Annotated in this window: 28 protein-coding genes; 8 read left to right on the top strand and 20 right to left on the bottom strand. The window is 68.4% G+C overall.

The window, feature by feature from the left end; translation table 11 throughout:
* Nucleotides 1-7 precede the first annotated feature (7 nt).
* The 8 genes from tolB to JCM7685_RS02725 all read right to left on the bottom strand — a co-directional run bounded on the left by tolB (nucleotide 8) and on the right by JCM7685_RS02725 (nucleotide 6,705).
* A complete protein-coding gene (tolB, locus tag JCM7685_RS02760) occupies nucleotides 8-1,336 on the bottom strand; it encodes a Tol-Pal system beta propeller repeat protein TolB (protein WP_074966851.1) in 1,329 nt (442 codons plus the stop codon).
* Between the two features lie 58 nt (nucleotides 1,337-1,394).
* The gene (locus JCM7685_RS02755; RefSeq protein WP_231964678.1) at nucleotides 1,395-2,954 is read right to left on the bottom strand and encodes a protein TolA; all 1,560 of its coding nucleotides are present in this window, start codon (nucleotides 2,952-2,954) and stop codon (nucleotides 1,395-1,397) included.
* Nucleotides 2,947-3,411, bottom strand: a complete 465-nt coding sequence (locus JCM7685_RS02750; protein WP_074966853.1) for an ExbD/TolR family protein — start codon at nucleotides 3,409-3,411, stop codon at nucleotides 2,947-2,949. The genes JCM7685_RS02755 and JCM7685_RS02750 overlap by 8 nt, the downstream gene beginning before the upstream one ends.
* Nucleotides 3,412-4,107 (bottom strand): protein TolQ, encoded by a 696-nt coding sequence (gene tolQ / locus JCM7685_RS02745; RefSeq protein WP_074966854.1) that lies wholly within the window; start codon nucleotides 4,105-4,107, stop codon nucleotides 3,412-3,414. It lies immediately after the preceding gene.
* Between the two features lie 100 nt (nucleotides 4,108-4,207).
* A complete protein-coding gene (ybgC, locus tag JCM7685_RS02740; RefSeq protein ID WP_074966855.1) occupies nucleotides 4,208-4,612 on the bottom strand; it encodes a tol-pal system-associated acyl-CoA thioesterase in 405 nt (134 codons plus the stop codon).
* A gap of 98 nt (nucleotides 4,613-4,710) precedes the next feature.
* Nucleotides 4,711-5,289 carry a hypothetical protein gene (locus JCM7685_RS02735; RefSeq protein ID WP_083412634.1) on the bottom strand — a complete coding sequence of 193 codons (579 nt, stop codon included), beginning with the start codon at nucleotides 5,287-5,289 and terminating at the stop codon, nucleotides 4,711-4,713.
* A gap of 82 nt (nucleotides 5,290-5,371) precedes the next feature.
* On the bottom strand, nucleotides 5,372-6,001 hold the full coding sequence (locus JCM7685_RS02730) for a 3-oxoacid CoA-transferase subunit B (protein WP_074966856.1): 630 nt from the start codon (nucleotides 5,999-6,001) through the stop codon (nucleotides 5,372-5,374).
* Nucleotides 6,002-6,003: 2 nt separating this feature from the next.
* Nucleotides 6,004-6,705, bottom strand: a complete 702-nt coding sequence (locus JCM7685_RS02725; protein ID WP_074966857.1) for a CoA transferase subunit A — start codon at nucleotides 6,703-6,705, stop codon at nucleotides 6,004-6,006.
* Between the two features lie 108 nt (nucleotides 6,706-6,813).
* Here JCM7685_RS02725 and JCM7685_RS02720 point away from each other — a divergent pair, with 108 nt between their 5' ends.
* On the top strand, nucleotides 6,814-7,161 hold the full coding sequence (locus tag JCM7685_RS02720) for a DUF488 domain-containing protein (protein WP_074966858.1): 348 nt from the start codon (nucleotides 6,814-6,816) through the stop codon (nucleotides 7,159-7,161).
* Here the strand turns inward: JCM7685_RS02720 and ggt are convergent.
* The 7 genes from ggt to JCM7685_RS02685 all read right to left on the bottom strand — a co-directional run bounded on the left by ggt (nucleotide 7,155) and on the right by JCM7685_RS02685 (nucleotide 15,783).
* Nucleotides 7,155-8,861, bottom strand: coding sequence for a gamma-glutamyltransferase (ggt, locus tag JCM7685_RS02715; RefSeq protein ID WP_231964677.1), 1,707 nt, complete (start codon nucleotides 8,859-8,861; stop codon nucleotides 7,155-7,157). The genes JCM7685_RS02720 and ggt overlap by 7 nt on opposite strands.
* Before the next feature lie 234 nt (nucleotides 8,862-9,095).
* Nucleotides 9,096-11,690, bottom strand: coding sequence for a type I DNA topoisomerase (gene topA / locus JCM7685_RS02710; RefSeq protein ID WP_074966860.1), 2,595 nt, complete (start codon nucleotides 11,688-11,690; stop codon nucleotides 9,096-9,098).
* A 126-nt stretch (nucleotides 11,691-11,816) separates the two neighbouring features.
* Nucleotides 11,817-12,656, bottom strand: a complete 840-nt coding sequence (locus JCM7685_RS02705; RefSeq protein WP_074966861.1) for a ferredoxin--NADP reductase — start codon at nucleotides 12,654-12,656, stop codon at nucleotides 11,817-11,819.
* Nucleotides 12,657-12,707: 51 nt separating this feature from the next.
* Nucleotides 12,708-13,079: a DUF934 domain-containing protein gene (locus tag JCM7685_RS02700; RefSeq protein WP_074966862.1), complete on the bottom strand. Its 372-nt coding sequence runs from the start codon at nucleotides 13,077-13,079 to the stop codon at nucleotides 12,708-12,710.
* Nucleotides 13,076-13,807, bottom strand: a complete 732-nt coding sequence (locus JCM7685_RS02695; protein ID WP_074966863.1) for a phosphoadenylyl-sulfate reductase — start codon at nucleotides 13,805-13,807, stop codon at nucleotides 13,076-13,078. Before JCM7685_RS02695 ends, JCM7685_RS02700 begins: the two co-directional genes overlap by 4 nt.
* Nucleotides 13,800-15,464 carry a nitrite/sulfite reductase gene (locus JCM7685_RS02690; protein ID WP_074966864.1) on the bottom strand — a complete coding sequence of 555 codons (1,665 nt, stop codon included), beginning with the start codon at nucleotides 15,462-15,464 and terminating at the stop codon, nucleotides 13,800-13,802. The genes JCM7685_RS02695 and JCM7685_RS02690 overlap by 8 nt, the downstream gene beginning before the upstream one ends.
* A complete protein-coding gene (locus tag JCM7685_RS02685) occupies nucleotides 15,457-15,783 on the bottom strand; it encodes a DUF2849 domain-containing protein (protein ID WP_074966865.1) in 327 nt (108 codons plus the stop codon). The genes JCM7685_RS02690 and JCM7685_RS02685 overlap by 8 nt, the downstream gene beginning before the upstream one ends.
* 123 nt (nucleotides 15,784-15,906) lie before the next feature.
* Here JCM7685_RS02685 and JCM7685_RS02680 point away from each other — a divergent pair, with 123 nt between their 5' ends.
* On the top strand, nucleotides 15,907-16,389 hold the full coding sequence (locus JCM7685_RS02680; RefSeq protein ID WP_074966866.1) for an Lrp/AsnC family transcriptional regulator: 483 nt from the start codon (nucleotides 15,907-15,909) through the stop codon (nucleotides 16,387-16,389).
* A gap of 49 nt (nucleotides 16,390-16,438) precedes the next feature.
* Here the strand turns inward: JCM7685_RS02680 and JCM7685_RS02675 are convergent, their stop codons facing one another.
* The 5 genes from JCM7685_RS02675 to JCM7685_RS02655 form a co-directional block, all read right to left on the bottom strand.
* Nucleotides 16,439-17,542, bottom strand: a complete 1,104-nt coding sequence (locus tag JCM7685_RS02675; RefSeq protein WP_074966929.1) for a pyridoxal phosphate-dependent aminotransferase — start codon at nucleotides 17,540-17,542, stop codon at nucleotides 16,439-16,441.
* 114 nt (nucleotides 17,543-17,656) lie between these two features.
* Nucleotides 17,657-17,893, bottom strand: coding sequence for an Lrp/AsnC ligand binding domain-containing protein (locus JCM7685_RS02670; protein WP_074966867.1), 237 nt, complete (start codon nucleotides 17,891-17,893; stop codon nucleotides 17,657-17,659).
* A gap of 30 nt (nucleotides 17,894-17,923) precedes the next feature.
* Entirely contained in the window at nucleotides 17,924-19,300 is a 1,377-nt protein-coding gene (locus JCM7685_RS02665; protein WP_074966868.1) for an MATE family efflux transporter, read from the bottom strand.
* A gap of 53 nt (nucleotides 19,301-19,353) precedes the next feature.
* Nucleotides 19,354-19,977, bottom strand: coding sequence for a L,D-transpeptidase family protein (locus JCM7685_RS02660; RefSeq protein ID WP_074966869.1), 624 nt, complete (start codon nucleotides 19,975-19,977; stop codon nucleotides 19,354-19,356).
* Nucleotides 19,974-21,155 (bottom strand): MalY/PatB family protein, encoded by a 1,182-nt coding sequence (locus JCM7685_RS02655; protein ID WP_074966931.1) that lies wholly within the window; start codon nucleotides 21,153-21,155, stop codon nucleotides 19,974-19,976. The genes JCM7685_RS02660 and JCM7685_RS02655 overlap by 4 nt, the downstream gene beginning before the upstream one ends.
* Before the next feature lie 75 nt (nucleotides 21,156-21,230).
* Here JCM7685_RS02655 and def (JCM7685_RS02650) point away from each other — a divergent pair, with 75 nt between their 5' ends.
* The 6 genes from def (JCM7685_RS02650) to JCM7685_RS02625 all read left to right on the top strand — a co-directional run bounded on the left by def (JCM7685_RS02650) (nucleotide 21,231) and on the right by JCM7685_RS02625 (nucleotide 26,169).
* Nucleotides 21,231-21,752, top strand: a complete 522-nt coding sequence (gene def / locus JCM7685_RS02650; RefSeq protein ID WP_074966870.1) for a peptide deformylase — start codon at nucleotides 21,231-21,233, stop codon at nucleotides 21,750-21,752.
* A gap of 19 nt (nucleotides 21,753-21,771) precedes the next feature.
* Complete coding sequence (locus JCM7685_RS02645; protein WP_074966871.1) at nucleotides 21,772-22,290, top strand: peptide deformylase; 519 nt, start codon at nucleotides 21,772-21,774, stop codon at nucleotides 22,288-22,290.
* A 256-nt stretch (nucleotides 22,291-22,546) separates the two neighbouring features.
* The gene (locus JCM7685_RS02640; protein WP_074966872.1) at nucleotides 22,547-22,771 is read left to right on the top strand and encodes a hypothetical protein; all 225 of its coding nucleotides are present in this window, start codon (nucleotides 22,547-22,549) and stop codon (nucleotides 22,769-22,771) included.
* A gap of 29 nt (nucleotides 22,772-22,800) precedes the next feature.
* Entirely contained in the window at nucleotides 22,801-23,301 is a 501-nt protein-coding gene (gene def / locus JCM7685_RS02635; protein WP_074966873.1) for a peptide deformylase, read from the top strand.
* A gap of 370 nt (nucleotides 23,302-23,671) precedes the next feature.
* Entirely contained in the window at nucleotides 23,672-25,309 is a 1,638-nt protein-coding gene (locus JCM7685_RS02630; RefSeq protein ID WP_074966874.1) for an alpha/beta hydrolase, read from the top strand.
* A complete protein-coding gene (locus tag JCM7685_RS02625; RefSeq protein ID WP_074966875.1) occupies nucleotides 25,294-26,169 on the top strand; it encodes a dienelactone hydrolase family protein in 876 nt (291 codons plus the stop codon). The genes JCM7685_RS02630 and JCM7685_RS02625 overlap by 16 nt, the downstream gene beginning before the upstream one ends.
* The last annotated feature ends 18 nt before the right edge of the window (nucleotides 26,170-26,187 follow it).

The following is a 26,187-nucleotide window of genomic DNA, read 5'->3' as shown; positions in this document are numbered from 1 at the left end:
CACGCGCTTAGGGCAGCAGCGGGCCCCAGTCGGGGTCCGAGGCTGCGCCATTGATCTTGACCGGCCGCATGTTGCGCCCCGTGATGTCCACCGAATGCAGGCGCGGTTCGCCGTTGCCGCCGGGGGTCACGCGGGTGAACATCACCACGCGCCCATTGGGGGCCCAAGTCGGCCCCTCGTCAAGGAACGATTCTGTCAGCATTTTCTCTTCCGAGCCATCGGTGCGCATGACGCCGATGTAGAACTTGCCGCCCTCTTGCCGGGTAAAGGCGATCATGTCGCCGCGCGGCGACCAGACCGGCGTGCCGTAGCGGCCCGAGCCGAAGCTGATGCGCTTGGGCTCGCCGCCGTTCGCGCCCATGACGTAAAGCTGCGGCACGCCCGAGCGGTCGCTTTCAAAGACGATCTGCTTGCCGTCCGGGCTGTAGCTGGGCGAGGTCTCGATCGAAGGCGCGTTGGTCAGCGCCCGCTGCGCGCCAGAACCGGCGTCCATCTGGTAGATGTCGGTATTGCCGTTCTGCTCCAGCGAATAGACGATCCAGCGCCCGTCGGGCGAGAAGCGGGGCGAGAAGCTCATGGTGCCCTGCTGGCCCGCGCTCAGCTGACGGGTGGACAGCGAGTTCACGTCCATCATCACCGCCTGCGGGAAGCCGGTGGCATAGCTGGTGTAAAGCAGCCGCGATCCGTCCGGCGAGAAGCGCGGCTTCAGCACCAGCGTCGAATCGTCGGTCAGCCATTTCACGTTGGCGCCGTCGTAATCCATGATGCCGATGCGCTTGCGGCGCGCGTCCTTGGGCCCGGCCTCCTGCACGAAGGCGACGCGGCTGTCGAAATACGGCCCCTCGCCCGTCAGCCGGGCATAGACCTGGTCGGCCGCCTTATGCGCGGCGCGGCGCCAGTTGCCGGTCGCGGCGTCGAACTGCATGCCGTCGCCCAGCGGCTGGCCGGCGAAGACGTCGAACAGCCGGAACTTGACGATGACCTTGCCGCCCTCGACCCGGACGGCACCGGTGATCAGCGCCTGGGCGTTGATGGCCTTCCAATCCTCGTAGGAAACCGGCGCGTCGAAGCTTTCCGGCCGGGCGATATGGGCCGAGGCCGGGATTTCCCGGAACAGCCCGGTGCCGGTCAGGTCGGCGGCGATCAGGCTTTGCACCTGCGACAGGTATTCGCCGGCGCCGCCCTCGTCGTGGAACTTGGCGATGGCGAAGGGCATCGGCTCGATCACGCCGTCGGTGATCTCGATCCGCAGGGGGCCGTCCTGCGCCAGCACCGGCGCAGCCGTGCCAAGACCCGCGAGGGCCATGACGGAGGTCAGTAGGATTTTACGCAACATGAATCGCCCTCGTAAGGTCTTGGTTGCAGGATGGGAGTGTTGCGCGGGCAATAGCATGTCACTTGACCCGCGCGCCACCGCTGGCGTTGAAGTCGATGATGACATCCTTCCAGCGGTTGTATTTTTCCGGCGGCAGCTTGTAGCCGCCGCGCTCGCACATCAGGATCGCCCGGCGCGCGGCCTCATAGGCCTGTTTCGCCGCCGCGTCCGAGCCGCCCTCGCTGCCGATCATCCGCAGCGAGCCCTTTTCGACCGTGCCGTCCGGCGCCATCGAGAAGCGCACCGAAACCGTGGTCCGGCTGGCCTCGGTCGACAGCGAGCCGCGGTTCCAGCATTGCTCGACCGCGACGCGGAAGCCGTCCTTTTCGCCCTGGCTCAGCGGCGGACCGCTGGCCGCCGCCCCGCCGCCGCCGGACCCGGCCGAGCCCTGATCCTGCATCGCCTCTTTCAGCGCGGCCTGCTTGGCGGCCTCGGCCTTGCGCTCGGCCTCGGCCTGTTCCTTGGCCTTCTTCTCGGCCGCGGCTTCGGCGGCAGCCTTCTTCGCCGCGGCGGCCTTTTCCTCGGCCTCTTTGCGGGCCTTGGCCTCGGCGGCCTTCTTCTCGGCAGCGGCCTTTTCGGCCTTCTCCGCCGCGGCTTTTTCGGCCTTTTCGGCGGCTGCCTTCTCGGCTTTCTCTGCGGCCTCCCGCTCGGCGGCTTTTTCTGCGGCGGCACGGCGCGCGGCATCGGCCTTTTTCTCGGCCGCGCGTTTTTCCGCGGCCTTTTGCTCGGCGGCAGCCTCTTGATCGGCGGCTTCCGCCTCGGCCTGACGGCGGGCACGTTCCTTGGCGGCGTCGGCCTTGCGGGCGGCATCGGCCTCGGCCTGCCGCGCGGCCGCTTCGCGGCGCTCGTCCCGGGCGCGTTCCTCGGCGGCGCGACGGGCCGCCTCTTGCTGGGCCTTCTTGGCGGCGGCTTGCTCGGCGGCGGCTTCCTCGGCTTCGCGGGCCAGGACGGCCTCGCGCTGGCGGGCGGCCTCGGCGCTCGCGCGGCGGGCCTGCACGGCCTCGGCCAGCCCCTCGGGACGGCCGCGCGGGCGGGCGGATTCGGCCGGGGCCTGGGCCGAGCGTTGCGGAATCGGTGCCGGAGACTGCGCCGGGTTGCGCGCGGGGTCAGGCCGGTCGGCAGGTTGCGGCAGGGCGGCCAGGTCCATGGCGTTGTCGGGCGGCGACACCTGCGGCGCATCGGTCGCGACGGCGACCGGCCGGCGGGTGCCCTGGAAATCCGACAGGTCCGGCCGCGCCTCGGGCCGCTCCGAGGGCGTGGCCAGTTCCGCGACCTGACCGTCCGGGACGGGCGGGCTTACCGCCTCTACCGCTCCCGGGCGGTTCTCGTCGCTGGGCGGGCGCGGCTGCGCCGGCGTGGAGGCGGCTTCTTCGGCCACCGGTCCGCGCCCTGCGGCGGCGGCGGCCAGCGACTGGAATTCGGCCTCGGACATGGTGGCGACCTCGGCCATGCGCACCGCTTCCAACGGCTGCGGCCGGAACAGCGCGCCGCCGACCAGCGCCGCGCCGATCAGCCCGGCATGGGCGACGCCCGAGACCCAGTAGCCGATGCGATCCGCCCGGTCCATGGCGTCAGCCATTCCCGCCCGCGTCCATGCGCGGCCCGCCGGCCTCGGTGACCAGCACGATGTTGTTGAACCCAGCGGCGTTCAGGGCGCCCATGACCTGCATCACCCGCGCATAGGGAATGGCGCCGTCGGCACGCAGATAGATCTTGTCGCTCTGGCGCTCCTCGGCCACGGCGCGCAGGCGCGTGACCAGCTCGTCCTCGGGGACTTCCGAGGTCATCACCAGGATCGGCCCCTCGGGGGTGATCGAGACGGCGAGCGGCTCCTCGGGCTCGGCCGGCACCGCCTGGGCGGCGGTCTTGGGCAGTTCCAGCGGCACGCCCACGGTCAGAAGCGGCGCCGCGACCATGAAGATGATCAAGAGCACCAGCATCACGTCCACGAAGGGCGTGACGTTGATTTCCGCCATCGGCTGGCTGCGGGCGCGGCCCCGGCCCTTGCGTCCGCGCTTGACGACCCCGGCGCCCATCTATTCGTCGTCCAGCTGGCGCGACAGGATGGTCGAGAACTCGTCCGCGAAGGATTCGTAATTCCCGGTGATGCGGTCGGCATCCGCGCTGAGCTTGTTGTAGAAGATCACCGCAGGAATCGCCGCCAGCAGGCCCAGCGCGGTCGCGACCAGCGCCTCGGCGATCCCGGGCGCCACCACGGCCAGCGAGGTGTTCTGCGAGATCGCGATCTCCTCGAAGGCGGTCTTGATACCCCAGACGGTGCCGAACAGGCCGATGAAGGGCGCGGTCGAGCCGACGGTGGCCAGGAAGGGCAGCCCCCCGGTCAACCGGTCGTTCTCGCGGTTGATGGCGACGTTCATGGCGCGGTCGATGCGCGCGGTGGCGCCGGCGATCAGGTTGCCGTCGTCGCGGTGGCTGCGGCGCCATTCGGTCATGCCCGCCGAAAAGACCCGCTCGGCCGCGCCCGAGGGGCTGTCGCCGATGCGGTCGTAAAGATCCTCAAGCGGCTGGCCCGACCAGAAGGCGCGGTCGAAGCGGTCGGCCTCGCGCCGGGCGGCGTTGAAGCTGATGAACTTGCGGATGATGATCGCCCAGGCCCAGAACGAGGCCAGGATCAGGATCACCATGACGATCTGCACCGTCAGAGAGGCGCGCGCGAACAGCGCGATCAGCGAGAAATCGACCGGCTGCCCGGCTCCGGCGAGTTGTTCCATGGATTTCGGCCTGTCCTTTGGGCCGCTGCGGCGCGGCTTCTGCCAAGGCCAACTAGCAGAAGAGCCCGGGCGGCAAAACCCTGCCGACGTCAAATCTGCGTCAGTTGCCGCCGGGACCGACCGCCCGCAACCGCGCCGCCACGTCCTCGGGAACGGCGGCCGGCCGCCCGGAATCGGCCAGGCAGGCGATGGTGACCCGCGCCCGGAACAGTTCCGTTTCGCCCCGGATCACGCGCTGGTCCAGCACGATCCGCGCCGGTCTCAGATCGTACAGACGGGACTGGACCTCCAGCAAATCCTCGAACCGCGCGGGGGACAGATAGTCCGCCTCGACCCGGCGCACGGCGAAGACGATGCCCTGCCGTTTCAGCGCGCGCTGATCGATCCCCAGTTCCCGCAGCCATTCGGAACGGCCCCGCTCGATGAACTTGAGATAGTTCGCGTAATAGACGATCCCGGCAAGGTCGGTATCCTCGTAATAGACGCGGATCGGAAATCTGTGCATGGCGGCCCCGGTTGCTGGGTGGTCGGGGGGCCTTCCGCCCCCGTCGCCTGACGGCGACTCCCCCGGAGGATATTTGGACACAAAAGAAGCCGAAAGGCCTAACACGACAGCCGGGCTACAAGCCGCAGGGCATGCGAGGCATCTCGGGCAGCTGCCGGCAGCGCGGGATCATAAGCGGCGCGGATCAGCCCGGCGAGCGCGGCCGAAGGCGTCACGTCGCGCGCGAAGGTCAGCATCGCGCGCACGGCCAGGGTCTCGGCCAGCTGTCCGGGATGGGCGCTGGCCAGGGGGCCGCCCATATTCACCAAGGTGATGCAGGCGCGAATCGCGCCATCGGCGTCGAAGCGGAAGAGGCGATACTGATCGGCACCCTGCCGCTTCAGCCGGCCCGGCAGATCGGCCTGCCCGGTCAGCCGGTCGAAATCCGGCACGCCCCGCAACTCGTCCCAATCGCGGGTGAAGAAGGTGAGCATGTTCGCGCCCATCTCGGGATCGGTCTCGGCGATCGGCTGGCCGGCATGGGCCAGCACGGCTCTGGTCGCGGCGCGAAACACCGGCAGGCTCTCTTCGGCCAGCCCGAAGATGACGGGCGCCACCGCCCGCCCCCAGCGGGCGCAGAGATACTGCCCGTCTCGGGTGAACAAAGCCGCGATCTGGCCTTTGTCCTTCAGGCCCATTCTTTTGTGTCCCAAATATCCTCGGGGGTGAATTGCGGCGCAGCCGCAAGAGGGGGCGGAAAGCCCCCTCGCTTCGCAGGCGTCACCCGACGATGGTCGCCTCGGTCGCGGCGCGCATCGCATCCTCGCTGACGCCTTCGGCCAGCTCGACGATCCGCAGCCCGCCCGGAACCACGTCCAGCACGCCCAGGTTGGTGATGATCCGGTTCACCACCTTCTGCCCGGTCAGCGGCAGCGTGCAGGCCTTCAGCACCTTCGACTCGCCGTGCTTCGAGCTGTGGTCCATCACCACCACCACGCGACCGACCCCGGCCACCAGGTCCATCGCGCCGCCCATGCCCTTGACCAGCTTGCCCGGGATCATCCAGTTCGCCAGGTCGCCGTTCTCGGCCACCTCCATCGCGCCCAGGATCGCCATCGCGATCTTGCCGCCCCGGATCATGGCGAAGCTTTCGGAACTGTCGAAATAGGCGGTCTGCGGCAACTCGGTCACCGTCTGCTTGCCGGCGTTGATCAGGTCCGGGTCCTCTTCGCCCTCGAACGGAAACGGCCCGATGCCCAGCATGCCGTTTTCCGATTGCAGCGTCACATGCACCCCCTCGGGGATGTAGTTCGCGACCAGCGTCGGGATGCCGATGCCGAGGTTCACGTACCAGCCGTCCTGCAGCTCCTGCGCGGCCCGCGCCGCCATCTGGTTGCGGTCCCATGCCATGCTCAGGCCTCCTTCTTGCGGGTCGTGCGCTGCTCGATGCGCTTTTCATGCGCGCCCTGGATCAGGCGGTGGACATAGATCCCGGGCAGGTGGATGGCATCGGGGTCGAGCGAGCCGGTCGGCACGATCTCCTCGACCTCGCAGACGCAGATGCGGCCGCATTTTGCCGCCGGCACGTTGAAGTTGCGCGCGGTCTTGCGGAAGATCACGTTGCCCGACTCGTCCGCCTTCCAGCCCTTGACGATGGCGAGATCCGCGACGATGCCGCGTTCCAGGATATAGGTCTCGCCGTCGAAGTCCTTGTGGTCCTTGCCCTCGGCGATCACCGTGCCGACGCCGGTTTTCGTGTAGAAGCCCGGGATGCCGGCGCCGCCGGCGCGCATCCGCTCGGCGAGCGTGCCCTGCGGATTGAACTCCAGCTCCAGCTCGCCCGAGAGATACTGGCGCATGAACTCGGCGTTCTCGCCGACGTAGGAGGAGATCATCTTGCGGATCTGCCGCGAATCCAGCAGCTTGCCCAGCCCGAACCCGTCGACGCCGCAATTGTTCGAGGCCACGGTCAGATCCCTGGTCCCCGCCTTCAGGATCGCCTCGATCAGCAGTTCCGGGATGCCGCAAAGCCCGAAACCCCCGGCCGCGATCAGCATCCCGTCCCGCAAAACACCCTCAAGCGCAGACCCGGCGCTCGCGTAGACCTTACTCATGCATCCCTCCCGTACTGGACGGGCCAGTTGTGGACATATTCGCGAATCCTGTCAACGCGCCGGGAACCCGTTGGCGCGAGCGGGCATTCCGTCGCAAGGGAGGCCGCCATGTCCGCGATTTCCATCCGCCGCGCCTATGATCCGCCGGACCCCGGCGAGGGGCGCCGGGTGCTGGTCGACCGGATCTGGCCGCGCGGCATCAGCCGCGAGACGCTGGGCGCCGACCTGTGGCTGCGCGAGATCGCGCCTTCGGACGACTTGCGGCACTGGTTCGGCCACGATCCGCAGAAATGGGACGAGTTCCGCCGCCGCTACGGCAAGGAACTGGACGCCAATCCCCAGCCGGTGCGCGAGTTGCGGCAACTGGCCAACGCCGGCCCGGTGGTGCTGCTCTATGGCGCCCGCGACACCCGGCACAACAATGCCGTGGCGCTGCGCGACTACCTGGCTCAATAGCCCAGCGTGGCGGCATCCGGCCGGCGCGGGTCCGAGGCACCGTAGAGCATCCCCGTCGCCGGGTCGCGCATGATGGACTGAGTCGAGCCCATCGCCTCTTTCACCACGACGTCGTGGCCTTTGGCTTGCAGGATGCGGATGGTGTCGAGGCCGATGCCCTCTTCCACCCGCAACTCGTCGGGCAGCCACTGGTGATGGATGCGCGGCGCGGTCGAGGCCTCGGCCACGTTCATGCCGTGGTCGATCATGTTCATCACCACCTGCAGGACCGTGGTGATGATCCGCGCGCGCCCGGGCGAGCCGGTGACCAGCCAGACCTTGCCGTCCTTCAGCACCATAGTCGGCGTCATCGAGGACAACGGCCGCTTGCCGGCCTGAACCGCATTGGCATCGCCGCCGACCAGGCCGAAGGCATTCGGCACGCCGGGCTTGGCCGAGAAATCGTCCATCTCGTTGTTCATCAATACGCCCGTGCCCTCGGCCACCAGGCCCGAGCCGTAGTTGAGATTGATCGTATAGGTGTTCGAGACCGCGTTGCCGTCCTTGTCCACCACCGAGAAATGCGTGGTCTGGTCGGATTCGTAAGGCGCGAGGTCCGCCGGCTTGATCGTCGTCGAAGGCATGGCGAAATCGGCGCTGATCTTGCGGCGCATCTCGGCCGCGTAGTCCTTGCTGGTCAGCGCCGCGACCGGCACATCGACGAAATCCGGATCGCCCAGATATTCCGAGCGGTCGGCATAGGCCAGCTTCATCGCCTCGGCCATCAGGTGAATGGTCTCGCCCGTGTTCTGCCCGAGCGTCGTGATCGGATAGCCTTCCAGCGCGTTCAGGATCTGGATCAGATGCACCCCGCCCGAGGACGGCGGCGGCATCGACACGATGTCATAGCCGCGATAGCTGCCGCGCACCGGCTCGCGCAGGACGGGCTTGTAGGCGGCCATGTCCTCGGGGGTGATCACCCCTCCGGCCGCCTGCACCGAGCGGGCGATGGTCTCGGCCACCTCGCCCTTGTAGAAGCCGTCCGGCCCCTCGGCCGCGATCTTCTTCAGCGTCTTCGCCAAGTCGGCCTGCACCAGCCTGTCGCCCGGGCGATAGGCCACGCCGCCGGGCTTGAAGAAGATGGCGGCGCTGGCGGGAAACTTCTCCAGATGCGCGCGCTCGGCCTCGATGCTGTCGGCAAGCTCCGGGGTGATGGTGATCCCCTCTTCGGCCAGCCGGATCGCCGGGGCGATCACCACGGCCCAGTCCATGCTGCCGTAATGGTCCAGCGCCAGCTTCATGCCCGCGACCGTCCCCGGCACGCCCGAGGCCGCGCCGCTGTAGAGCGACCTTTCGCTGTCGGCCTCGCCCGCCGCGTCCAGGAACATGTCGCGCGTGGCGCCCTGCGGCGCCATCTCGCGATAGTCGATGGCATGGGTCTGACCGGTCTCCGCGTCATGGACCAGCATGAAACCGCCGCCGCCGATATTACCGGCGCGCGGCAAGGTCACGGCAAGGGCAAAGGCGACCGCCACGCCCGCATCGACCGCATTGCCGCCCTGCGCCATGATGTCCCGGCCGATCTCGGCCGCCAGCCGCTCCTGCGCCGAGACCATGCCGCTCTCTGCCCAAACCGGGTGGATACGGTCCATCGGGTCGAAGATCGCGGCCTGCTGCGCCATGGCCGAAAAGCTCATGCCAGCCAGCATGAAAGCTGCCACACGGCCCGTCCTGACGATTCGACCCTTCATGGCATCCTCCCGCTCAACCGTCACGGGTCGAGCCTAGCAGCGTGCCGCGAATCCAAAAGCCCAAATTGCGGTGCCAGGACAGCACCAACGTCGCGACATGAGTATTTGAGGAACGAAGAAACGCACGGTTGCCAATCGCATCTGGCGCGAGACGGGGACTTCTTCGTTCCTCAAATACTCAAATCCGACCGCTCGGAGAGGGCATCACTCCGCCTTTTTCGCCTTGGCCTTGGCCTTGGCAGCAGGTTTCTTCGCCGCAGGCTTTTTTGCGGCAGGCTTCTTCTCGGCGGCCTTGGCTTCGGCAGGCTTTTTCGCCGCAGCCTTCTTCGCCGGTTTCTTGCCGGATTTCGTAGCCTTCTCGGCGATGAGTTCCAGCGCCCGCTCCAGCGTGACCGCGCCGGGCTCCAGGTCGCGGGGCAGGGTCGCGTTGACCTTGCCCCATTTGACATAGGGGCCATAGCGGCCGGCCATGACCTGCACCGGGCCGCCCTCCGGATGCTCGCCCAGTTCCGCCAGCGGCGCGGCGGCTGCGGCGCGGCCCCGCGTCGGCTTCGAGGCCAGCACTTCGACGGCACGGTTCATGCCGATGGTGAAGACCTCGTCCACATCCGGCAGGTTCGCGTATTTCGCGCCATGCTTCACATAGGGGCCGTAGCGGCCGATGCCGGCCTCGACCGGGACGCCGTCCTCGGGATGGGGACCGATCTCGCGCGGCAGGGCCAGCAGGGCCAACGCCTTTTCCAGATCGACCGCGGCCAGGTCCCAGCCCTTGGGGATCGAGGCCCGCGGCGGCTTCGGCTGTTCGGCGGTGACGTCGCCGCGCTGGACATAGGGGCCGAAGCGGCCGTTCTTCAGGCTGATTTCGTCGCCATTGTCGCTGCCCAGCACGGTGTCGCCCACCACCTCGGCATCGGGGCTGCTGATCGGGCGGGTGAAGCGGCATTCGGGATAATTGGTGCAGCCGATGAAGGCGCCGCCCGAACGCGCCGTCTTCAGGTGCAGCCGCCCCTTGTGACACAGCGGGCATTCGCGCGGGTCGCTGCCATCGGCGCGCGGCGGGTAAAGCGCCGGCGCCAGCGCGTCGTCGATCGCCTCGAGCACCTCAGTGATGCGCAGCTCGCTGGTGCCGTCCAGCGCGGCGGTGAAGTCCCGCCAGAAGCGGCGCAGCACCTCGCGATAGGCCAGGTCGCCGGCGCTGATGTCGTCGAGCTCGCCTTCCAGATGCGCGGTGAAGTCGTAGCTGACATAGCGCGGGAAGTATTTCAGCAGGAAGATGGTGACCAGCCGGCCCTTGTCCTCGGGGATCAGGCGGTTCTGTTCCTTGCGGACATAATCGCGGTCCTGGATCGTGGTGACGATGCTGGCATAGGTCGAGGGCCGGCCGATGCCCAGCTCCTCCATGCGCTTGACCAGCGTCGCCTCGGTATAGCGGGGCGGCGCCTGGGTGAAATGCTGCTCGGGCGTGACCGAGCGCTTGTCGGCCGCCTCGCCCTCGTGAATCAGCGGCAGGCGGCGGCCGTCCTCGTCGTCCTCGTCGTCGCGGCCCTGATCGTAGACCTTCAGGAAGCCGTCGAACAGCATCACCTGACCATTGGCGCGCAGCCCGACCTGGCCGTCCGCCGAAGCGATCTCGACCGTGGTGCGCTCCATCCGCGCCGATTCCATCTGGCTGGCGATGGTGCGCTTCCAGATCAGGTCGTAAAGCGCCTTCTGGTCCTTGTCCGCGACGGGCAGCTTGTCGGGCGACAGCATCATGTCGGTCGGACGGATGCATTCGTGGGCTTCCTGCGCGTTCTTGGCCTTGTTCTTGTACATGCGCGGGCTTTTCGGCAGGTATTCCGCGCCGAACCGCTTCTTGATCGCGTCGCGGGCGGCCATCACCGCCTCGGGCGCCATGTCGATGCCGTCGGTCCGCATATAGGTGATGTGGCCGGCCTCGTAGAGCCGCTGCGCCGCCGACATGCAGGCCCGCGCGCCCAGGCCCAGCTTGCGGCTGGCCTCCTGCTGCAGGGTCGAGGTCATGAAGGGCGGCCAGGGATTGCGGCTGGCGGGCTTGGCCGAGACGCTGGAGACCGACAGGTCCCGCGAGGTGATCGCGGCGACGGCCAGCTTGGCGGCTTCTTCATCGGCGATGTCGAAGCGTTCCAGCTTCTTGCCGCCGAAGACGGTCATGGTCGCGTCATATTCGTCGCCGCGCGGGGTGGCTAGGCGGGCATGGACCGACCAGTATTCGCGGGCCTTGAAGGCCTCGATCTCCATCTCGCGGTCGACGATGATGCGCAGGGCGACGGATTGCACCCGGCCGGCCGACTTGGCGCCAGGCAACTTGCGCCACAGGACCGGCGACAGGTTGAAGCCGACAAGGTAGTCCAGCGCCCGGCGCGCCAGATAGGCGTCGACCAGCGGCTGGTCGATCTGGCGCGGGTTCGCCATGGCCTCGGTCACGGCATTCTTGGTGATGGCGTTGAAGGTCACGCGGCTGACCTCGGCGCCCTTCTTCAGGGCCGGCGCCAGGGTTTCTAGCAGGTGCCAGGAAATCGCCTCGCCTTCGCGGTCGGGGTCGGTGGCGAGGATCAGGTTCGGATCGCTCGCCAGGGCATCCTTGATCGCCTTGACATGCTTGCGGCTGTCCGCCGCCACTTCCCATTTCATGGCGAAATCGGCATCGGGATCGACGCTGCCATCCTTGGGCGGCAGGTCGCGGACATGCCCGAAGGACGCCAGAACCGTATAGTCGTCGCCAAGATATTTATTGATCGTCTTGGCTTTGGCCGGGGATTCGACGACGACGACGGGCATGAAAATTCCTTCGCATGATTCGGCGCCGGAACATGGGCAACGCCCGGCGATCTGTCAACGCCGGGCTTTTTCCGTTTCCGAAATACCCCACGGGGGTCCGGGGGTGTGAAACCCCCGGCGACACCCTCAGATGCCGTCGCCGACGAAGGCCTTTTCGACCACGAATTCCTTCGGTTCGCTGTTGGCACCCTCGCGCAGGCCGAAGCCTTCCAGCACCGTCTTCACATCGGTGTTGAAGGCCAGGCTGCCGCAGATCATGGCGCGGTCATTCGCCGCATCCATGGGCGGCAGGCCCAGATCGGCAAAGACCTTGCCCGAGGTCAGGTTGTCGGTGATCCGGCCCATGAAGGGTGTCGTCTCGCGCGTGGTCGTCGGGTAGTACAGCAGCCGGCTGGTGAATTCCTCGCCATAGAGCTCGCCCAGCAGCGGGTCGTTGCGCAGGTTCTCGACCAGCTCGCGGCCATAGTTCAGCTCGTCGGCGGTGCGGCAGGTGTGCATCATGATCACCTGCTCGAACCGCTCATAGCTTTCCGGCTCGCGCATCAGGCTGGCGAAGGGCGCGATGCCGGTGCCAGTGGCCAGAAACCACAGCCGCTTGCCGGGCAGCAGCGCGTCCAGCACCAGCGTGCCCACCGGCTTCGGGCGCAGGATGATCTCGTCGCCCGGCCGGATGTTCTGCAGCTTCGAGGTCAGCGGCCCATCCGGCACCTTGATCGAATAGAATTCCAGCTCGTCGTCCCAGGCCGGCGAGGCGATGGAATAGGCGCGCAGGATCGGCTTGCCGTTGTCGCCGGGCAGGCCGATCATCACGAATTCGCCCGAGCGGAAGCGCAGGCTCGCCGGCCGCGTCACGCGGAACGAGAACAGCCGGTCGTTCCAGTGGCGGACGGCGGTCACGGTCTGGGCGTCGGGCAGGGTCTTTGCGGGTTTGGCGGCAACTTCGGCCACGGGCACATCCAGGGTCATGTCGATTCCGGTCTATCTAGATCACAAGGGCGCCGGGGGGAAACCCCGGACTCAACCGGCAAGGCGCGACCGATGGTCCCAATCCTGCCAGTCGGCGCGGTAGAGCCACTGTTCCTGTGGCTGGCGGGCGGCTAGTGCGGCCGGGATGCGGACTTCGTCGAAGCCCACGCGGCGCGCCATGGCGTATTGGTCGGCGATCAGGCCGCCCACGGCACGCAGGCGACCCTTGTAGCCCTTTTGCCGCAGGAGCCGTGCCAGTGAAAAGCCCCGTCCGTCGGTCATCGCCGGGAAATCGACGGCCAGCAGTTCGTGGTCAAGATAGTCGCCCAGGCGCGCCGGATCGGTGTCGGGACCCAGCACGACCGGCTCGGCGCCGTCGTCGGGATGGAAGCCGTCGTCGCGGACCAGAAAGAAATCGCTCATGTGTTCGCTCCTGCGCGGACCATCTTGCCGCCGATGAAGTGGATGCCGCATTCGGTCTTGGCCTGGCCGCGCCAACGCCCGGCGCGCGGGTCCTCGCCCGGCTTGATGGGCGAGGTGCAGGGCGCGCAGCCGATCGAGGCATAGCCCTTGGCGACCAGCGGATGCCGCGGCAGGTTGTTTTCCGCCATGTATTCCTGCACGTCCTCGCGCCGCCAATGCGCCAGGGGATTGATGCGCAGGCGCGAGGGCGGCTCGGATTCGAAGAAGTCGAGCTGCTGACGCTCGCCGCCCTGGAAACGCTTGCGGCCGGTGATCCAGGCATCGAACTTGGACAGTTCGCGCTCCAGGGGAATGGTCTTGCGGAAATCGCAGCAGGCGTCGGTGTTGAACTGATGCAGCGTGCCGTCCGGGTCGTTCAGCGCCACCTCGCGTTCGCTGGCGCGGATCACCCGCACGTCGGTCAGGCCCAGCTTGCGCGTGACCTCGAGCTGATAGTCCAGGGTTTCCTGGAACAGCATCATCGTGTCGATGAACAGCACCGGCGTTCCCGGCGCCACCAGCGAGACCATGTGCAGGAGCACCACCGATTCCGAGCCGAAGGACGAGACCAGCGTCGTCGAACCCAGGTCCGGGTCCTTCAACGCGCGGCGCAGCACCTCGGTCGCGGCATGATGCTTGTAGCGATCATTCAACCGCGCGGCGCGCGCGTCCAGCGTGTCGTCAAGCATCGGCCGGATACAGCGCCGCCTTGAACGGAGCCACCCCAAGACGGCGATAGGCGTCGATGAAGCGTTCGTCGGGCGATTCCCGCAGTTCCAGATAGGCGTCGACCAGCCGGTCGATGGCCGGCACAACCTCCTCCGCTGGGAAGCCGGCGCCGGCGCGCTGGCCCAGGCTCGGGATCTCGTATCCGTCGCCGCCCAGCGTGATCTGGTAGTTCTCGACGCCCGCCCGGTCCAGGCCGAGGATGCCGATATGGCCCAGGTGGTGATGGCCGCAGGCGTTGATGCAGCCCGAGATGCGGATCTTCATCTCGCCGATGTCGTCCTCAAGGCCGCGGGCGCGGAAATGCGCGGCGATATCCTGCGCGATCGGGATCGAGCGCGCGGTCGCCAGCGTGCAATAGTCCATGCCGGGGCAAGAGATGATGTCGGTGATCTTGCCGAAGTTCGCCGTCGCCAGCCCGACCGCGCGCAGCGCCTCGTAAAGCTCGGGCAGGTCGGCCTTGCGCACATGCGGCAGCACCAGGTTCTGGTCGTGGTTCACCCGGATGTCGCCATGGGCCAGCCGCTCGGCCAGGTCGGCCACCAGCCGCATCTGGTCGGCGCTCATGTCGCCCGGCGTGGCGCCCGGCGCCTTCAGCGTGACGATGACGCTGGCATAGCCCGGCACCTTGTGCGGATGCAGGTTGGTGTCGGTCCAGGAGCGGAAGGCACCGTTCGCGGCGCGCGCGGCCTCATAACCCTCGACCGGTGCGTCCAGGAACTCCGGCGGCGCGAAACGCTCGCGCAGGTCGCGCAGGATTTCCTGGTCCAGGCCCGAGAACTGCTGGCGGCGGAACTTGAACTCTTCCTCGACATCGGCGCGGAACACGTCGAGGCCGCGCTCGTTCACGGTGATCTTGATGCGGGCCTTGAACTTGTTGTCGCGCCGGCCGGTCAGGTTATAGACCGACAGGATCGCTTCCATATAGGGCAGCAGGTCGGCCTGCGGCAGGAAATCGCGGATCACCTGGCCCAGATAGGGCGTGCGGCCCAGGCCGCCGCCGACCCAGACCTGGAAGCCGTGCTTGCCGTCCTTCTCGACGATGCGCAGCCCGATGTCATAGGCCGAGACCGCCGAACGGTCCTGCTTGCCGGCCGAAACCGAGATCTTGAACTTGCGCGGCAGGAACTGGAACTCGGCATGGTCGGTGGACCAGATGCGGATCAGCTCGGCCCAGGGGCGCGGGTCCTCCAGCTCGTCGCCGGCGGCGCCGGCGAAAGCGTCGGCGTTGATGTTGCGGATGGTGTTGCCCGAGGTCTGGATCGAATGGATGCCGACCGAGCTCAGCGCATCCATGGAATCCGGGATGTCGACCAGCTTGTGCCAGTGGAACTGGATATTGGTGCGGGTGGTGAAATGGCCATAGCCGCGGTCGAAGCGGTCGGCCACATCGCCCAGCATGCGCATCTGGTCCGGGGTCAGCGCGCCATAGGGGATCGCCACCCGGTACATATAGGAATGCAGCTGCAGATAGACGCCGTTCTTCAGCCGCAGCGGCCGGAATTCCTCTTCGGTCAGGCTGCCGTCCAGGCGGCGCTCGACCTGGCGGCGGAACTGCTGGGCGCGGTGGCGCAGGTATTCGCGATGCTGGTCGTTGTGCTGGGGACGTGCGTCAAACATTGCTGGCCTCGAATGCGGCTTGCTGGAAATGCTTGTGGGTCGGGCCGCTGCGGCGGAACGCCTCGCGGAAATGGGCCGGCTCGGGGCGGCCGTCGGGGCCGCGCCTGGCTTCGACCAGATAGGCGCCGACGACCAGGTCGGCCTGGGCGATGGCGTCGAGCAGGGCCAGTTCGGCGATGGCCACGTCCTCGAACAGCTCGGCCTCGCGCGGGTCGGCGGTCCATTGGCCGTTACGCATCCACACGCAATGGCCCATGCGCAGGTCATTCGCCGTGATGACGCCGGGGGTTGCGGGGGATGGGGTGAAGCCCTTGGACATGGCCTTTGCCTTTCGTGTTCTGTCCCTGCAATATAGAAAATAATCCCCCATATTGACGAGTGGGGCGGAAAAATAAGAAACATGTCCCGCCGATACGGCAAAGGACAAGGACGGGATTTCAGAATGAGCGACGACCGACAAACACCCGTGCGGCTGGACGATACCGACCGCAAAATCCTGTCCCTGCTGCAAGAGGACGCGACGCTGTCGCTCGACGACATCGCGGCCCGGGTGGGGGCCTCGAAGACCCCGGTCTGGAACCGGATTCGCAAGCTGCGCGAGGGTGGCGTCATCCGGGCACAGGTGGCGCTGCTGGACCCCGATTCGCTGGGGTTGGACGCCTGCTTCTTCGTCCTGATCCGCACCAGCGAACACGATCCGGAATGGGCGCGCCGGTTCCTGGCGGCGGTGCGTGCCCGCCCCGAGGTGATCGAGGCCCACCGGCTGGCCGGCGACATCGACTATATCCTGAAGGTGCGGGTGCGGAATGCGCGGGCCTACGACCGCTTCTACCAGGCGCTGATCGCCGAAGTGAAGATCCACAACGTCACCGCGCTGTTGTCCATGGAAGAGCTGAAGGCGACGACCGCGCTGCCGTTGGAATGACCTGCGCCTGTGGCGCGGTCGCATGGGTATTTGGGAAACGGAAAAGCTGTCAGCTCAGCGCCTTGAGCGCGCGGGGCAGCGCCTCGGCGAAGGCGGCCATGTCAGGCTCGGGGCCGCAAGAGACACGGATGCAGCGATCCATCGGCGCGACGCCCGGCATGCGGGCGAAGATGCCCTGCCGCGCCAGCGTCTGGAGCAGCGCGCCAGCGAAGGCGCCGTCGCAATGCGTGTCGAGGGCGACGAAATTCGTCGCCGAGGGCAGCGCCGTCAGCCCGTTCGACTGCGCGATCCCCGCGAGGCGGTCACGGGACGCGGCCACCTCGGCCCGGACATGCGCCAGCCAGTCCGCATCTTCGAGCGCGGCCACCGCCCCGATCTGCGAGATGCGGTTCATGCCGAAATGGTTGCGGATGCGGTCGAAGCTGGCGATCAGCTCGGCCGGACCGATCGCATAGCCCACGCGAGCGCCGGCCATGGCATAGGCCTTGGAAAAGGTGCGAAGCCGGATCACCCGCGCATCCTCGGGGTCGATCCGAGGTATGGCTTCCTCGGGGGCGAATTCGGCATAGGCCTCGTCCAGAACCAGCAGGCTGGCGGCGGGCAGGTCGTCCAGCAGGGCCTCGATGCGGCCGGCGGTATGCCAGCTGCCCATGGGATTGTCCGGATTCGCCAGATAGACCAGCCGCGCGTTCTGGTCGCGGGCGGCGCCGGCCAGCGCCCCGGGATCCTCGGCATCGTCGCGATAGGGCACCTTGACCAGCCGGCCGCCGAATCCCGCGACATGGTAGTTGAAGGTCGGATAGGCGCCGTCCGAGGTCACCACCGCCTCGCCCGGCGCCACCGTCAGCCGCACCAGAAGGCCCAGAAGCCCGTCGATGCCCTCCCCCACCATGACGTTCTCCGGCGCGACTCCATGATGCGCAGCCAGCGCGTGGCGCAGGTCGTGGCTGTCGGGGTCACCGTATTTCCAGACCTCGACCGCCGCCCGCTGCATGGCCGCCACCGCCCGCGGCGACGGGCCGAAGCCGTTTTCATTGGCCCCCAGCCGGGCGCGGAAAGGCCGGCCGGCACGCCGCTCCAGCGTCTCGGGTCCGGTGAAGGGCACGCTGGCGGGCAGCGCGGCGACAAGGGGGGCGAAGCGGAACCGGGTCATGCCACCACAGAAACCGCAAAGCCCGGCGCGGCGCAAGAGGCCGGCTGGGGCTTCTTTTGTGCCCAAATATCCCGGGGGAGTCGCGCGATACGCGCGACGGGGGCAGAGCCCCCTTTAGAAAGCCTTGAAGGTCATCGTGGTCAGCGTGCGCACGATGTCGGGGATGTCGAACAGGGCCTCGGACAGGAAATGGCCGACATCCTTGTCCTCGGGCACATAGATCTTGGCCAGCAGGTCGTATTCCCCCGAGGTCGAGTAAAGCTCGCTGACGATCTCGCGGTCGTAGATCGCGTCGGCGACCTCGTAGGTCTTGCCGGGCGTGCAACGGAACTGGACGAAAACCGGGCGCATCGGGTCCTCCTGAAGGCTTTGCCCGCGAACCTAGACCGGCTGCGGCGCGCGGGTCCAGTCCCCGCGACGCAGCCCCAGCCAGAAACGCCGCATCAGCAACGCGGCGGCGCAGCTCAGCCCGGCCACCAGGCCCAGCCAAAGACCCGCCGAACCGATGCCGGCCGGAAAGGCCAGCCCATAGGCCACAGGGATGCCGATGAGCCAATAGCTGATCCCGGCGATGACCATCGGCACGCGGGTATCCTGCACCCCGCGCAACAGGCCCAGCCCGATCACCTGCATCGCGTCCATCAGCTGGAACAGGCCGGCATAGAACAGCAGCCTGGCCGCCAGGTCGACAAGCGCCGGGGTCTCGGGATGGGTGGCGTCGAGATAAAGTCCGACCAGCTGACGCGGGAACAGCTCGAACCCCGCGACCGCCAGCAGGGCGCAAACCGCCGAGACCGCCGTCACCGTCACCGCCGCGTCGCGCATCCAGGCGGCGTCGCCGCGGCCCTTGGCCTGGCCGATCCGCACCGTGGCGGCGTTCGACATGCCCAGGTGCAGCATGAAGGTCAGCGAGGCCAGCTGCAACGCGATGCCATGCGCGGCCAATTCGCGCGTGCCGATCCAGCCCATCATCACGTTCGAGCCGACGAACAGCCCGCCCTCGGCCAGCATGGTCAGGCCGATGGGCATCCCCAGCAGAAAGACCCGGCGCATCCCGCCCCAGTCCGGACGCCAGAAGCGCTGGAACAGGTGGTATTTGCGCGCCGCGGGCAGCCAGGCGGCATAGGCGACGATCGCCAGCAGCTGGAGACATTGCACCGCCACGGCGGCGATGGCGGCGCCGCGCACGCCCAGTTCCGGCGCGCCCATATTGCCGAAGATCAGCACCCAGTTCAGCGCGATCACCAGCGGCAGCCCCGCCAGCGTGATCCACAGCACCACCTGCGGGCGCTCCATCGCGGCAAGGTAGCTGTTCAGCGTCAGCTGGCACAGCACGGCGATCAGCCCGAAGCCCTCGATGCGCAGGTAGTCCTGCGCCAGCTGCGCCACCTCTGGGGCCTGGCCGATGGCCAGCAGGATCGGGCCGGAATGCCACATCACCGGCAGCACCAGCACCGCGAAACCCAGCGACAGCCACAGCGCCATGCGGGCCGAGCGGCGCACCTCGACCTCGTCCCCGCGCGCGATGGCGGCGGCGATCAGCCCCATGACCCCGATGCCGAAACCCATGCCCAGGAAGAACAGGATGTTGAAGAAGGACACGGCGATGACCAGCGAGGCGAGTTCGGTCACGCCGTACCAGCCCATCATCACCGTATCCGCGACATGGATGGCCATGCGGGCCAGATGGCTGCCGACCAGCGGCAGGCCCAGCGCGAGAGTCGCGCGCAGATGCGGGGCGTAGCGGACAAGATTCATGCGCCTGCCTTATCCTTGGGCAGAACCGGCGGCAAGCGGTGACGCTGGGCCGGTCAGGGCCGGATCTCGACCTCGGTGCCCAGGGCCGCATGGGCGAAGATCTCCTCGATCTCGGCATTGGTCAGCGCGATGCAGCCGGCGGTCCAGTCGCCCTTGACCCGATAGCCGTCGGGCACCTGGTTCGGCTGGCCGTGGATCATGATGTCGCCGCCGGGATCATAGCCGCCCCGGCGCGCGGCGTCGCGATGGCGCTTCTGCGGATAGTCCAGCCCCAGCGACAGGTGATAGGCGCTCTGCCGGTTCAGCCGGTCGATGCGGAAGATGCCCTCGGGCGTGCGGCCGTCGCCCTGCCGGCCCTTGTCGCCGTCGGGCGAAAAGCCCAGCGCGATGCGAAAGCGGCGCGGCGCGCCCTCGCGCTGCCAGACGGTCATGCGGCGGGCGGATTTCTCGACCAGGATGCGCTCGACCGGCGAGGCGATGGGCGCCTCGGGCCGGGCGGGCGGGCGCTGCAGGATCGGCGGCCATGCCAACCGCGGCAGCCGCAGGTCCGGCCAGTGCCAGCCCTCGGCGGTCGGCTGCGGGCGCGGCGGGACCGGCTGCGGCGCCCAAAGCAGCCACAGCCCCCACAGCAGCGCCGCCAGGCACAGCGCCGAAAAGATCGCGCCCAGCCGTCTCATTGCAGGTCGGCGAAGGCCTCTTGCAGCCGCGCCACCGCTTCGGTCACGCGGGCGCGCGGGGTGGCGAGGTTGAAGCGCAGGAAATCCTCGCCGCCCAGGCCGAAGGTGCCGCCGTGATTCGCCGCGATCCGCGCCTGTTTCTCGACCCGGCGGGTGAATTCGGCCCGCTCCATGCCGGTGCCCGAGAAATCGACCCAGGCCAGGTAGGTCGCTTCCAGCGGCATCGAGCGCAGCCCCGGAATCGCGTTCACGCCCGCGTCGAACAGCCGCCGGTTGTCGTCCAGATAGGCGGTCAGCGCATCGACCCACGCGGCGCCCTCGGGCGAATAGGCGGCGGCGACCATGCCGGGGCCGAACAGGCCCGGCGAGATGCCCTGCGCCATGATCCGTCCCTGCAGCCGCTGCCGCAGCCCCTCGTCCGCGACGATCAGGTTGCCGATATGGGCGCCGGCGATGTTGAAGGTCTTGGTCGCCGCCGTCAGCGTCACCAGCCGCGGCGCCAGCTCGGGCACCAGACCCGCCAGCACGCGATGGCGCGCGCCGGGCATCACCAGGTCGTGGTGGATCTCGTCCGAGACCAGAATCAGGTCATGGGCCTGGCAAAAGGCCGCGACCTCGCGCAGTTCGGCCTCGGTCCAGACGCGGCCGCCGGGATTGTGCGGCGAACACAGGATCAGCATCCGCTCGCGCCCGGTCATCAGCGCGGCCCAGCCTTCCCAGTCCATGCGATAGCGCCCTTCCTCGACGGCCAGCGGGAACTCGGCCACCTCGCGGCCCCCGGCGCGGATGACCCGGGCAAAGGCGTGATAGACCGGGGTCATCAGGATCACCCGGTCGCCGGGCTGGGTGAAGGCATCGACGCAAAGCGCGGTGCCATTGACCAGCCCATGCGCCGACAGGATCCATTCCGGCGCCACCTCCCAGCCGTGGCGGCTGGCCATCCACCAGCGGATGGCGTCGGTATAGGCGGGGTTGCTGCCCGGATAGCCATAGACGCCATGCGCGGCGAACCCCTCGACCGCGCGCTGGACCGAGGCCGGCGGGCGAAAATCCATGTCCGCCACCCACATGGCGATGCCGTCCTGCGGGGAAACCCCGTAGATCGCCTGCATGTCGTCCCATTTGGAGCAGCTGGTGCCGGTGCGGTCGATGATCTCGTCGAAATCGGGCTGGGCCATGGTCCCCTCGTTTTCCATCCGCCGCCACCATAGCGCGTTGTTGCGCAAGGCCAAGGCTTGCCCTAGATCACGGTCATGACATTGCGCAGCATCATCCTCCACCCCGATCCGCGGCTGAAGAAGATTTGCGAGCCGGTGGCCCGCGTGACGCCCGAGATCGAGACCCTGGCCGCCGACATGCTGGCCACCATGTACGACGCGCCGGGCGTGGGCCTGGCGGCGCCGCAGGTGGGCGTGCTGTCGCGGCTTTATGTCATGGACTGCAACAAGGACCCCGAGGCGCCGCGCCAGCCGGTGGTCATGCTGAACCCGGAAGTCACCTGGCGCTCGGAAGCGCTGAACACCTATGAGGAAGGCTGCCTCTCGATCCCCGACCATTACGCCGACGTGACCCGCCCGGCCCAGGTCCGGGTGCGCTGGCTGGGCCTGGACGGCAGGACCGAGGAGCGCGAGTTCGACGGGCTCTGGGCCACCTGCGCCCAGCACGAGATCGACCACCTCGACGGCAAGCTGTTCCTCGACTACCTCGGCCCGATCAAGCGCCAGATGATCACCCGGAAGATGATCAAGCTGAAGCGCGAGCGCGCCCGTGCCTGAGCCCCTCACGGGCAAGGACATGGCCGGCGCCCCCCGGGCTCCCGATCCGGCTGCGCTGGCCGCGCGGGGCCGGGTCCGCCCGATCCTGCTCCATCCCGATCCGGCGCTGCGGCGGCGCTGCACGCCGGTGGGACGGCTGGGCTGGGATCGGCTGTCGCAGCTTGCCGCCGACCTGCTGGTCACCATGTACGACGCCGGCGGCCGCGGCCTCGCCGGGCCGCAGCTGGGCGAGTGCCATCGCATCTTCGTCATGGATCCCGGCTGGAAACAGGGCGCCCCCCTGCCCCGCATCGTGCTCGACCCCGAGATCCTGCCGCTGGCCGGCGAGGTGGCGACCCTGGAAGAGACCTGCCTCTCGATCCCCGGCCGCCCGGTCGCGGTCGCACGGCCCGCCGTCGTGTCGCTGCGCTGCTTCGACCTGACCGGGGCGCTGCAACTGCTGACCCTTTCGGGCATCGAGGCCCGCATCGCCCAGCACGAGGCCGACCACCTCGACGGAAGGCTGATCCTCGACATCCTCCCCGAGGCGGATCGCTAAAAAGCGCGGCATTTTCCCGCCCGCCGCCCAACAGGCTGCGGAAAAACCCTCGCGACGCGACACACCGGGCGAAAGGCGGGAAAACCGCCTCGAACCGCCCGAAAATGCCCTGCTTTCTGGCCGATCCCGGTCGGATCCAAAACGACTTTTCCGTCCCGACGCTCTCACGGAATTCCTTTTCCGGCAGCCCGTTAAGCCTTCCTTCGCCGCTGCACCCTAGTCTGGCCGCAGGTTCCGCTGCGTGCGAGGTGTCGGCTTGTCTTTCCTCTGGTCCTTCCTGGCCTTCCTGGCCGGCCTGCTGCTGGGCCATCGGCTGGGCCGGCGCCGTGCAGCCGCCGCAAGTGCCGCGCCGAATACCAAGCCCGCGCCGGCCGTGCCGCCGCATGAATGGGCGGCCTTCGGCCAGGGCAGCGGCCCGACCGTGCCCAGCCGGGCCTCGGCGGAAACCCCGGGCCGGATTTACCTCCACTCTCCGCCGTGATACCGGGCGGCACCCTGAAAGGCCGCCCGATGACCGTCCGTCCCTGCCTGCCCTATGCCGACCGCCGCCTGCACATCCCCGCCGAGCCGGTGCCCGCGATCACCGAGACCGTCCGGATGATCTGGGACGATATGATCGACACGATGGAGGCGATGCCGGGCGTCGGCCTGGCCGCGCCGCAGATCGGCATCATGCAGCGGCTGGCGGTGGTCGACGCCTCGGACAAGCGTGGCCAGGCCGTCCGCATGGCCAATCCGGAAATCCTGCACGCCAGCGTGCAGTTGCGCGCGCATGAGGAAGCCAGCCCCAACCTGCCCGGCGTCTCGGCCCGGATCGAGCGCCCTCGCGCGGTCACCGTCCGCTTCCTCAATGCCCAGGGCGAAGTCGAAGAACGCGATTTCGTCGGGCTCTGGGCAACCTCGGTCCAGCACCAGATCGACCATCTGAACGGCCGGCTCTACGTCGATCACCTCTCGCCCCTGCGCCGCAAGATGCTGGTGGCGAAATCCGCCAAGCTGACGCGCCGCTGACCGCCGACGGCGTCCGGTCGACGCTGTGTCGAACCCCCGCATGGGCAAGTATGGCCCTTTCCCTCGACCCGGCGCCTGATGATGTTCGTGAGGGCCGGTTTCACCCCTGTTCGACCGTAAGGGAACAGTGTCCCGCTACCGGCCGCTTGACCGGGTTGCGACCCGCTCCCCGGCCTTCTTCGCTTTCGAAATATCCCGGGGGAACGCCTGCCCGGCCCCCGCGCGAAACCTCCGCGCGCCAGAGACCTTCCCAAGCCGCCGCGGAAGCCTTTCCTTTCCCCGGACCCGCCCCTAACATCCGCGGGAACAAGGCGATGAACCCGCGCCGGCATCTTGCGACGGGACAGATCAGAAAGGCGGCAGGCCACCGATGTTTTCCGCGCTTCCCCTGCTCGCCGGCCTGCTGCTCGTCGCCGCCTCGCTGACGCCTTCGCTGATCCCGCGCGACTGGCTGACGCAAGGGGTGCTGGCCGGCGCCTCGATGGCGGCGGGCTATGCGATGATGCAATTCCTGCTGGCGGTCTGGCGCACGCTGGAAATCCCGGTGCTGAGGGGACGGGCCGCGCGCGCGGCCCATGCGGTGCTGGCCGTGCCGGTGCTGGCCCTGCTCTTGCGCTGCGTCTTCCTGGCCGACGAATGGCAGAACAGCATCCGCGCGCGCATGGGCATGCCCGATGTCGAGGTCGCCAGCACCACCAAGATGCTGGCGACCGGGCTCGCGGTGTTTCTGCTGCTGTTCCTGATCGGCAAGGCGGTGCAGGCGCTTTTCGACCTGCTGCGGCTGCGGCTGGCGCGCTATATCCCGGTGCGCAGCGCCAATGTGCTGGGACTGCTGCTGGCGGGGCTGATCGTGGTCTTCCTGACCCGCGACGGCGTCGTGAACGGGGCGATGCGCCTGGCCGACAGCTCTTATGTCGCCGCCCAGCACCTGACCGACCCCAGCGCCCCGCCGCCCGAGCAGGACTGGCGGCCCGGTTCGGCGGGCTCGGACATCTCCTGGGACCTGATGGGCAAGCCGGGCCGCGATTTCGTGCTGGGCGGCCCCGACGCCGACGCCATTGCCCGCTTCACCGGCCGCCCGGCGAAGCAGCCGCTGCGCATCTATGTCGGGCTCGCGCAGGACAAGGACCCGCAGGCCCGCGCCCGCGTCGCGCTGTCCGAGATGCTGCGCGTCGGCGCCTTCGACCGCAAGGTGCTGGTCCTGGCCAGCCCCACGGGCACCGGCTGGATGGACCCGGCCAGCTACGACGCGCTGGAATACATGCAGGGCGGCGATCTGGCGACGGTGGCGATCCAGTATTCCTATCTGCAAAGCCCTCTGGCGCTGATCTTCGAGACCGATGCCGGCCTCGCCCAGACCGAGGCGCTGATGCGGCTGGTCTATGACCACTGGCGCAGCCTGCCGGCCGACAGGCGGCCGCGCCTGTATCTGCACGGCATCTCGCTGGGGGCGTGGTCCTCGATGCATTCGTTCAACCCGTTCCAGATGATGAACGAGCCGGTGTCGGGCGCCTTCTGGGTCGGCCCGCCCTTCCCCTCGACGCTGTGGCGCCAGGCCAATGCCGCGCGCCAACCCGGCAGCCCCTTCATCCTGCCCCGGATCGACGAGGGCGAGGTCATCCGCTATGCCAGCCAGTTCGCGGCGCCGGACCGCTCGGGCAAGCCCTGGGGCCGGCTGCGCATCCTGTTCCTGCAATACGGCAGCGACCCGATCGTGTTCTACGACGCCGCCTCGCTGTGGCGCGCGCCGCAGTGGATGCGCGAACCGCCGGCGCCCGACGTCTCGCCGCGCCTGCGCTTCACCCCGGTCGTCACGCAGCTGCAACTGGCGGTGGACATGCTGGTGGCGACCTCGGCCCCGCCCGGCTTCGGCCATATCTACCACGCGCACGACTATATCGACGGCTGGGTCTCGGTCACCGCACCCCAGGACTGGACGGCCGAAGACACCCGCCGGCTGAAGGCGATCTGCGGCACGAACGGGCGAATGGGATGCGAAAACCGCTGATCCTGACGCTGTCGGCCCTGGCGCTGATGCTGGCCGGGCTGGGGCTGAACACCGCCCGCAATTACGCCGGCTGGCAGCCCGCGCCGGATACGCCCTCCGAGCGCCGCGCCCGGCTGGAGCCGCATTGGCGGTTGCTGCGCCCCGACACGCCCGGGCCGCATCCGGCCGCGGTGCTGCTGTCGGGCTGCGACGGGGTGCATGACAACATGGATTACTGGGCGCGGCAATTCGTGGCGATGGGTCGGGCGGCGCTGATCCTCGACAGCCATGCCCCGCGCGGGCTGGACAAGGCCCAGGCCTGGCGCGCGGTCTGCGCAGCGCAGGTGCTGCCCGGGTCCGAACGAGCCGGAGACCTGGCCGTGGCGCTGGCCGCGCTGCGCGACATGCCGGGCATCGACGCCGCGCAGGTGGCGGTGCTCGGCGCCTCGCATGGCGGCTGGACGGCGATGGAGCTTTTGCACGCGCTTTCCGCGACTGCGCCGCCGCCCGGCCTGACCGAATGGCCGGCGCCGCCCGCCAGCCTGGCGGCGCAGCTGGGTCCGGTGGTGCTGCTTTATCCCTATTGCGGCCTCGTCAGCACGGCAGACGGGCCCTGGCCCGCGCAGGTCCGGGTGCTGATGCTGCTGGCCGGGCAGGATTCCATCACCGATCCCGACGCCTGCCGCGCCACGGCCGCCGACCAGCTGGCGCGAGGCACCGACCTGACCCTGCGCATCGACCCCGAGGCCGACCACGGCTTCGACCAGAGCGAGCGCTCGCGCCTGTCGCCGCTGGAGTTCGACCCCGAAGCCACCGCCTGGGCCCGCGCGCGCGTGCTGGCCTTCGTCCGGGGTTTTGCCCTGCCCGCCGCCGGGCTATGACGGCAGGGCAGGAACGGA

Source organism: Paracoccus aminovorans, assembly GCF_900005615.1.
Taxonomy (GTDB): Bacteria; Pseudomonadota; Alphaproteobacteria; order Rhodobacterales; family Rhodobacteraceae; genus Paracoccus; species Paracoccus aminovorans.
Note: the sequence above shows the minus strand (reverse complement) of the source record. Positions and strands in the feature narration are given on the sequence as shown.

Coding starts and splice junctions, on each gene's coding strand:
- tolB (WP_074966851.1), bottom strand. CDS start 1,336: ATGTTGCGTAAAATCCTACTGACCTCCGTCATGGCCCTCGCGGGTCTT.
- JCM7685_RS02755 (WP_231964678.1), bottom strand. CDS start 2,954: ATGGCTGACGCCATGGACCGGGCGGATCGCATCGGCTACTGGGTCTCG.
- JCM7685_RS02750 (WP_074966853.1), bottom strand. CDS start 3,411: ATGGGCGCCGGGGTCGTCAAGCGCGGACGCAAGGGCCGGGGCCGCGCC.
- tolQ (WP_074966854.1), bottom strand. CDS start 4,107: ATGGAACAACTCGCCGGAGCCGGGCAGCCGGTCGATTTCTCGCTGATC.
- ybgC (WP_074966855.1), bottom strand. CDS start 4,612: ATGCACAGATTTCCGATCCGCGTCTATTACGAGGATACCGACCTTGCC.
- JCM7685_RS02735 (WP_083412634.1), bottom strand. CDS start 5,289: ATGGGCCTGAAGGACAAAGGCCAGATCGCGGCTTTGTTCACCCGAGAC.
- JCM7685_RS02730 (WP_074966856.1), bottom strand. CDS start 6,001: ATGGCATGGGACCGCAACCAGATGGCGGCGCGGGCCGCGCAGGAGCTG.
- JCM7685_RS02725 (WP_074966857.1), bottom strand. CDS start 6,705: ATGAGTAAGGTCTACGCGAGCGCCGGGTCTGCGCTTGAGGGTGTTTTG.
- JCM7685_RS02720 (WP_074966858.1), top strand. CDS start 6,814: ATGTCCGCGATTTCCATCCGCCGCGCCTATGATCCGCCGGACCCCGGC.
- topA (WP_074966860.1), bottom strand. CDS start 11,690: ATGCCCGTCGTCGTCGTCGAATCCCCGGCCAAAGCCAAGACGATCAAT.
- JCM7685_RS02705 (WP_074966861.1), bottom strand. CDS start 12,656: ATGACCCTGGATGTGCCCGTGGCCGAAGTTGCCGCCAAACCCGCAAAG.
- JCM7685_RS02700 (WP_074966862.1), bottom strand. CDS start 13,079: ATGAGCGATTTCTTTCTGGTCCGCGACGACGGCTTCCATCCCGACGAC.
- JCM7685_RS02695 (WP_074966863.1), bottom strand. CDS start 13,807: ATGCTTGACGACACGCTGGACGCGCGCGCCGCGCGGTTGAATGATCGC.
- JCM7685_RS02690 (WP_074966864.1), bottom strand. CDS start 15,464: ATGTTTGACGCACGTCCCCAGCACAACGACCAGCATCGCGAATACCTG.
- JCM7685_RS02685 (WP_074966865.1), bottom strand. CDS start 15,783: ATGTCCAAGGGCTTCACCCCATCCCCCGCAACCCCCGGCGTCATCACG.
- JCM7685_RS02680 (WP_074966866.1), top strand. CDS start 15,907: ATGAGCGACGACCGACAAACACCCGTGCGGCTGGACGATACCGACCGC.
- JCM7685_RS02675 (WP_074966929.1), bottom strand. CDS start 17,542: ATGACCCGGTTCCGCTTCGCCCCCCTTGTCGCCGCGCTGCCCGCCAGC.
- JCM7685_RS02670 (WP_074966867.1), bottom strand. CDS start 17,893: ATGCGCCCGGTTTTCGTCCAGTTCCGTTGCACGCCCGGCAAGACCTAC.
- JCM7685_RS02665 (WP_074966868.1), bottom strand. CDS start 19,300: ATGAATCTTGTCCGCTACGCCCCGCATCTGCGCGCGACTCTCGCGCTG.
- JCM7685_RS02660 (WP_074966869.1), bottom strand. CDS start 19,977: ATGAGACGGCTGGGCGCGATCTTTTCGGCGCTGTGCCTGGCGGCGCTG.
- JCM7685_RS02655 (WP_074966931.1), bottom strand. CDS start 21,155: ATGGCCCAGCCCGATTTCGACGAGATCATCGACCGCACCGGCACCAGC.
- def (WP_074966870.1), top strand. CDS start 21,231: ATGACATTGCGCAGCATCATCCTCCACCCCGATCCGCGGCTGAAGAAG.
- JCM7685_RS02645 (WP_074966871.1), top strand. CDS start 21,772: ATGGCCGGCGCCCCCCGGGCTCCCGATCCGGCTGCGCTGGCCGCGCGG.
- def (WP_074966873.1), top strand. CDS start 22,801: ATGACCGTCCGTCCCTGCCTGCCCTATGCCGACCGCCGCCTGCACATC.
- JCM7685_RS02630 (WP_074966874.1), top strand. CDS start 23,672: ATGTTTTCCGCGCTTCCCCTGCTCGCCGGCCTGCTGCTCGTCGCCGCC.
- JCM7685_RS02625 (WP_074966875.1), top strand. CDS start 25,294: ATGCGAAAACCGCTGATCCTGACGCTGTCGGCCCTGGCGCTGATGCTG.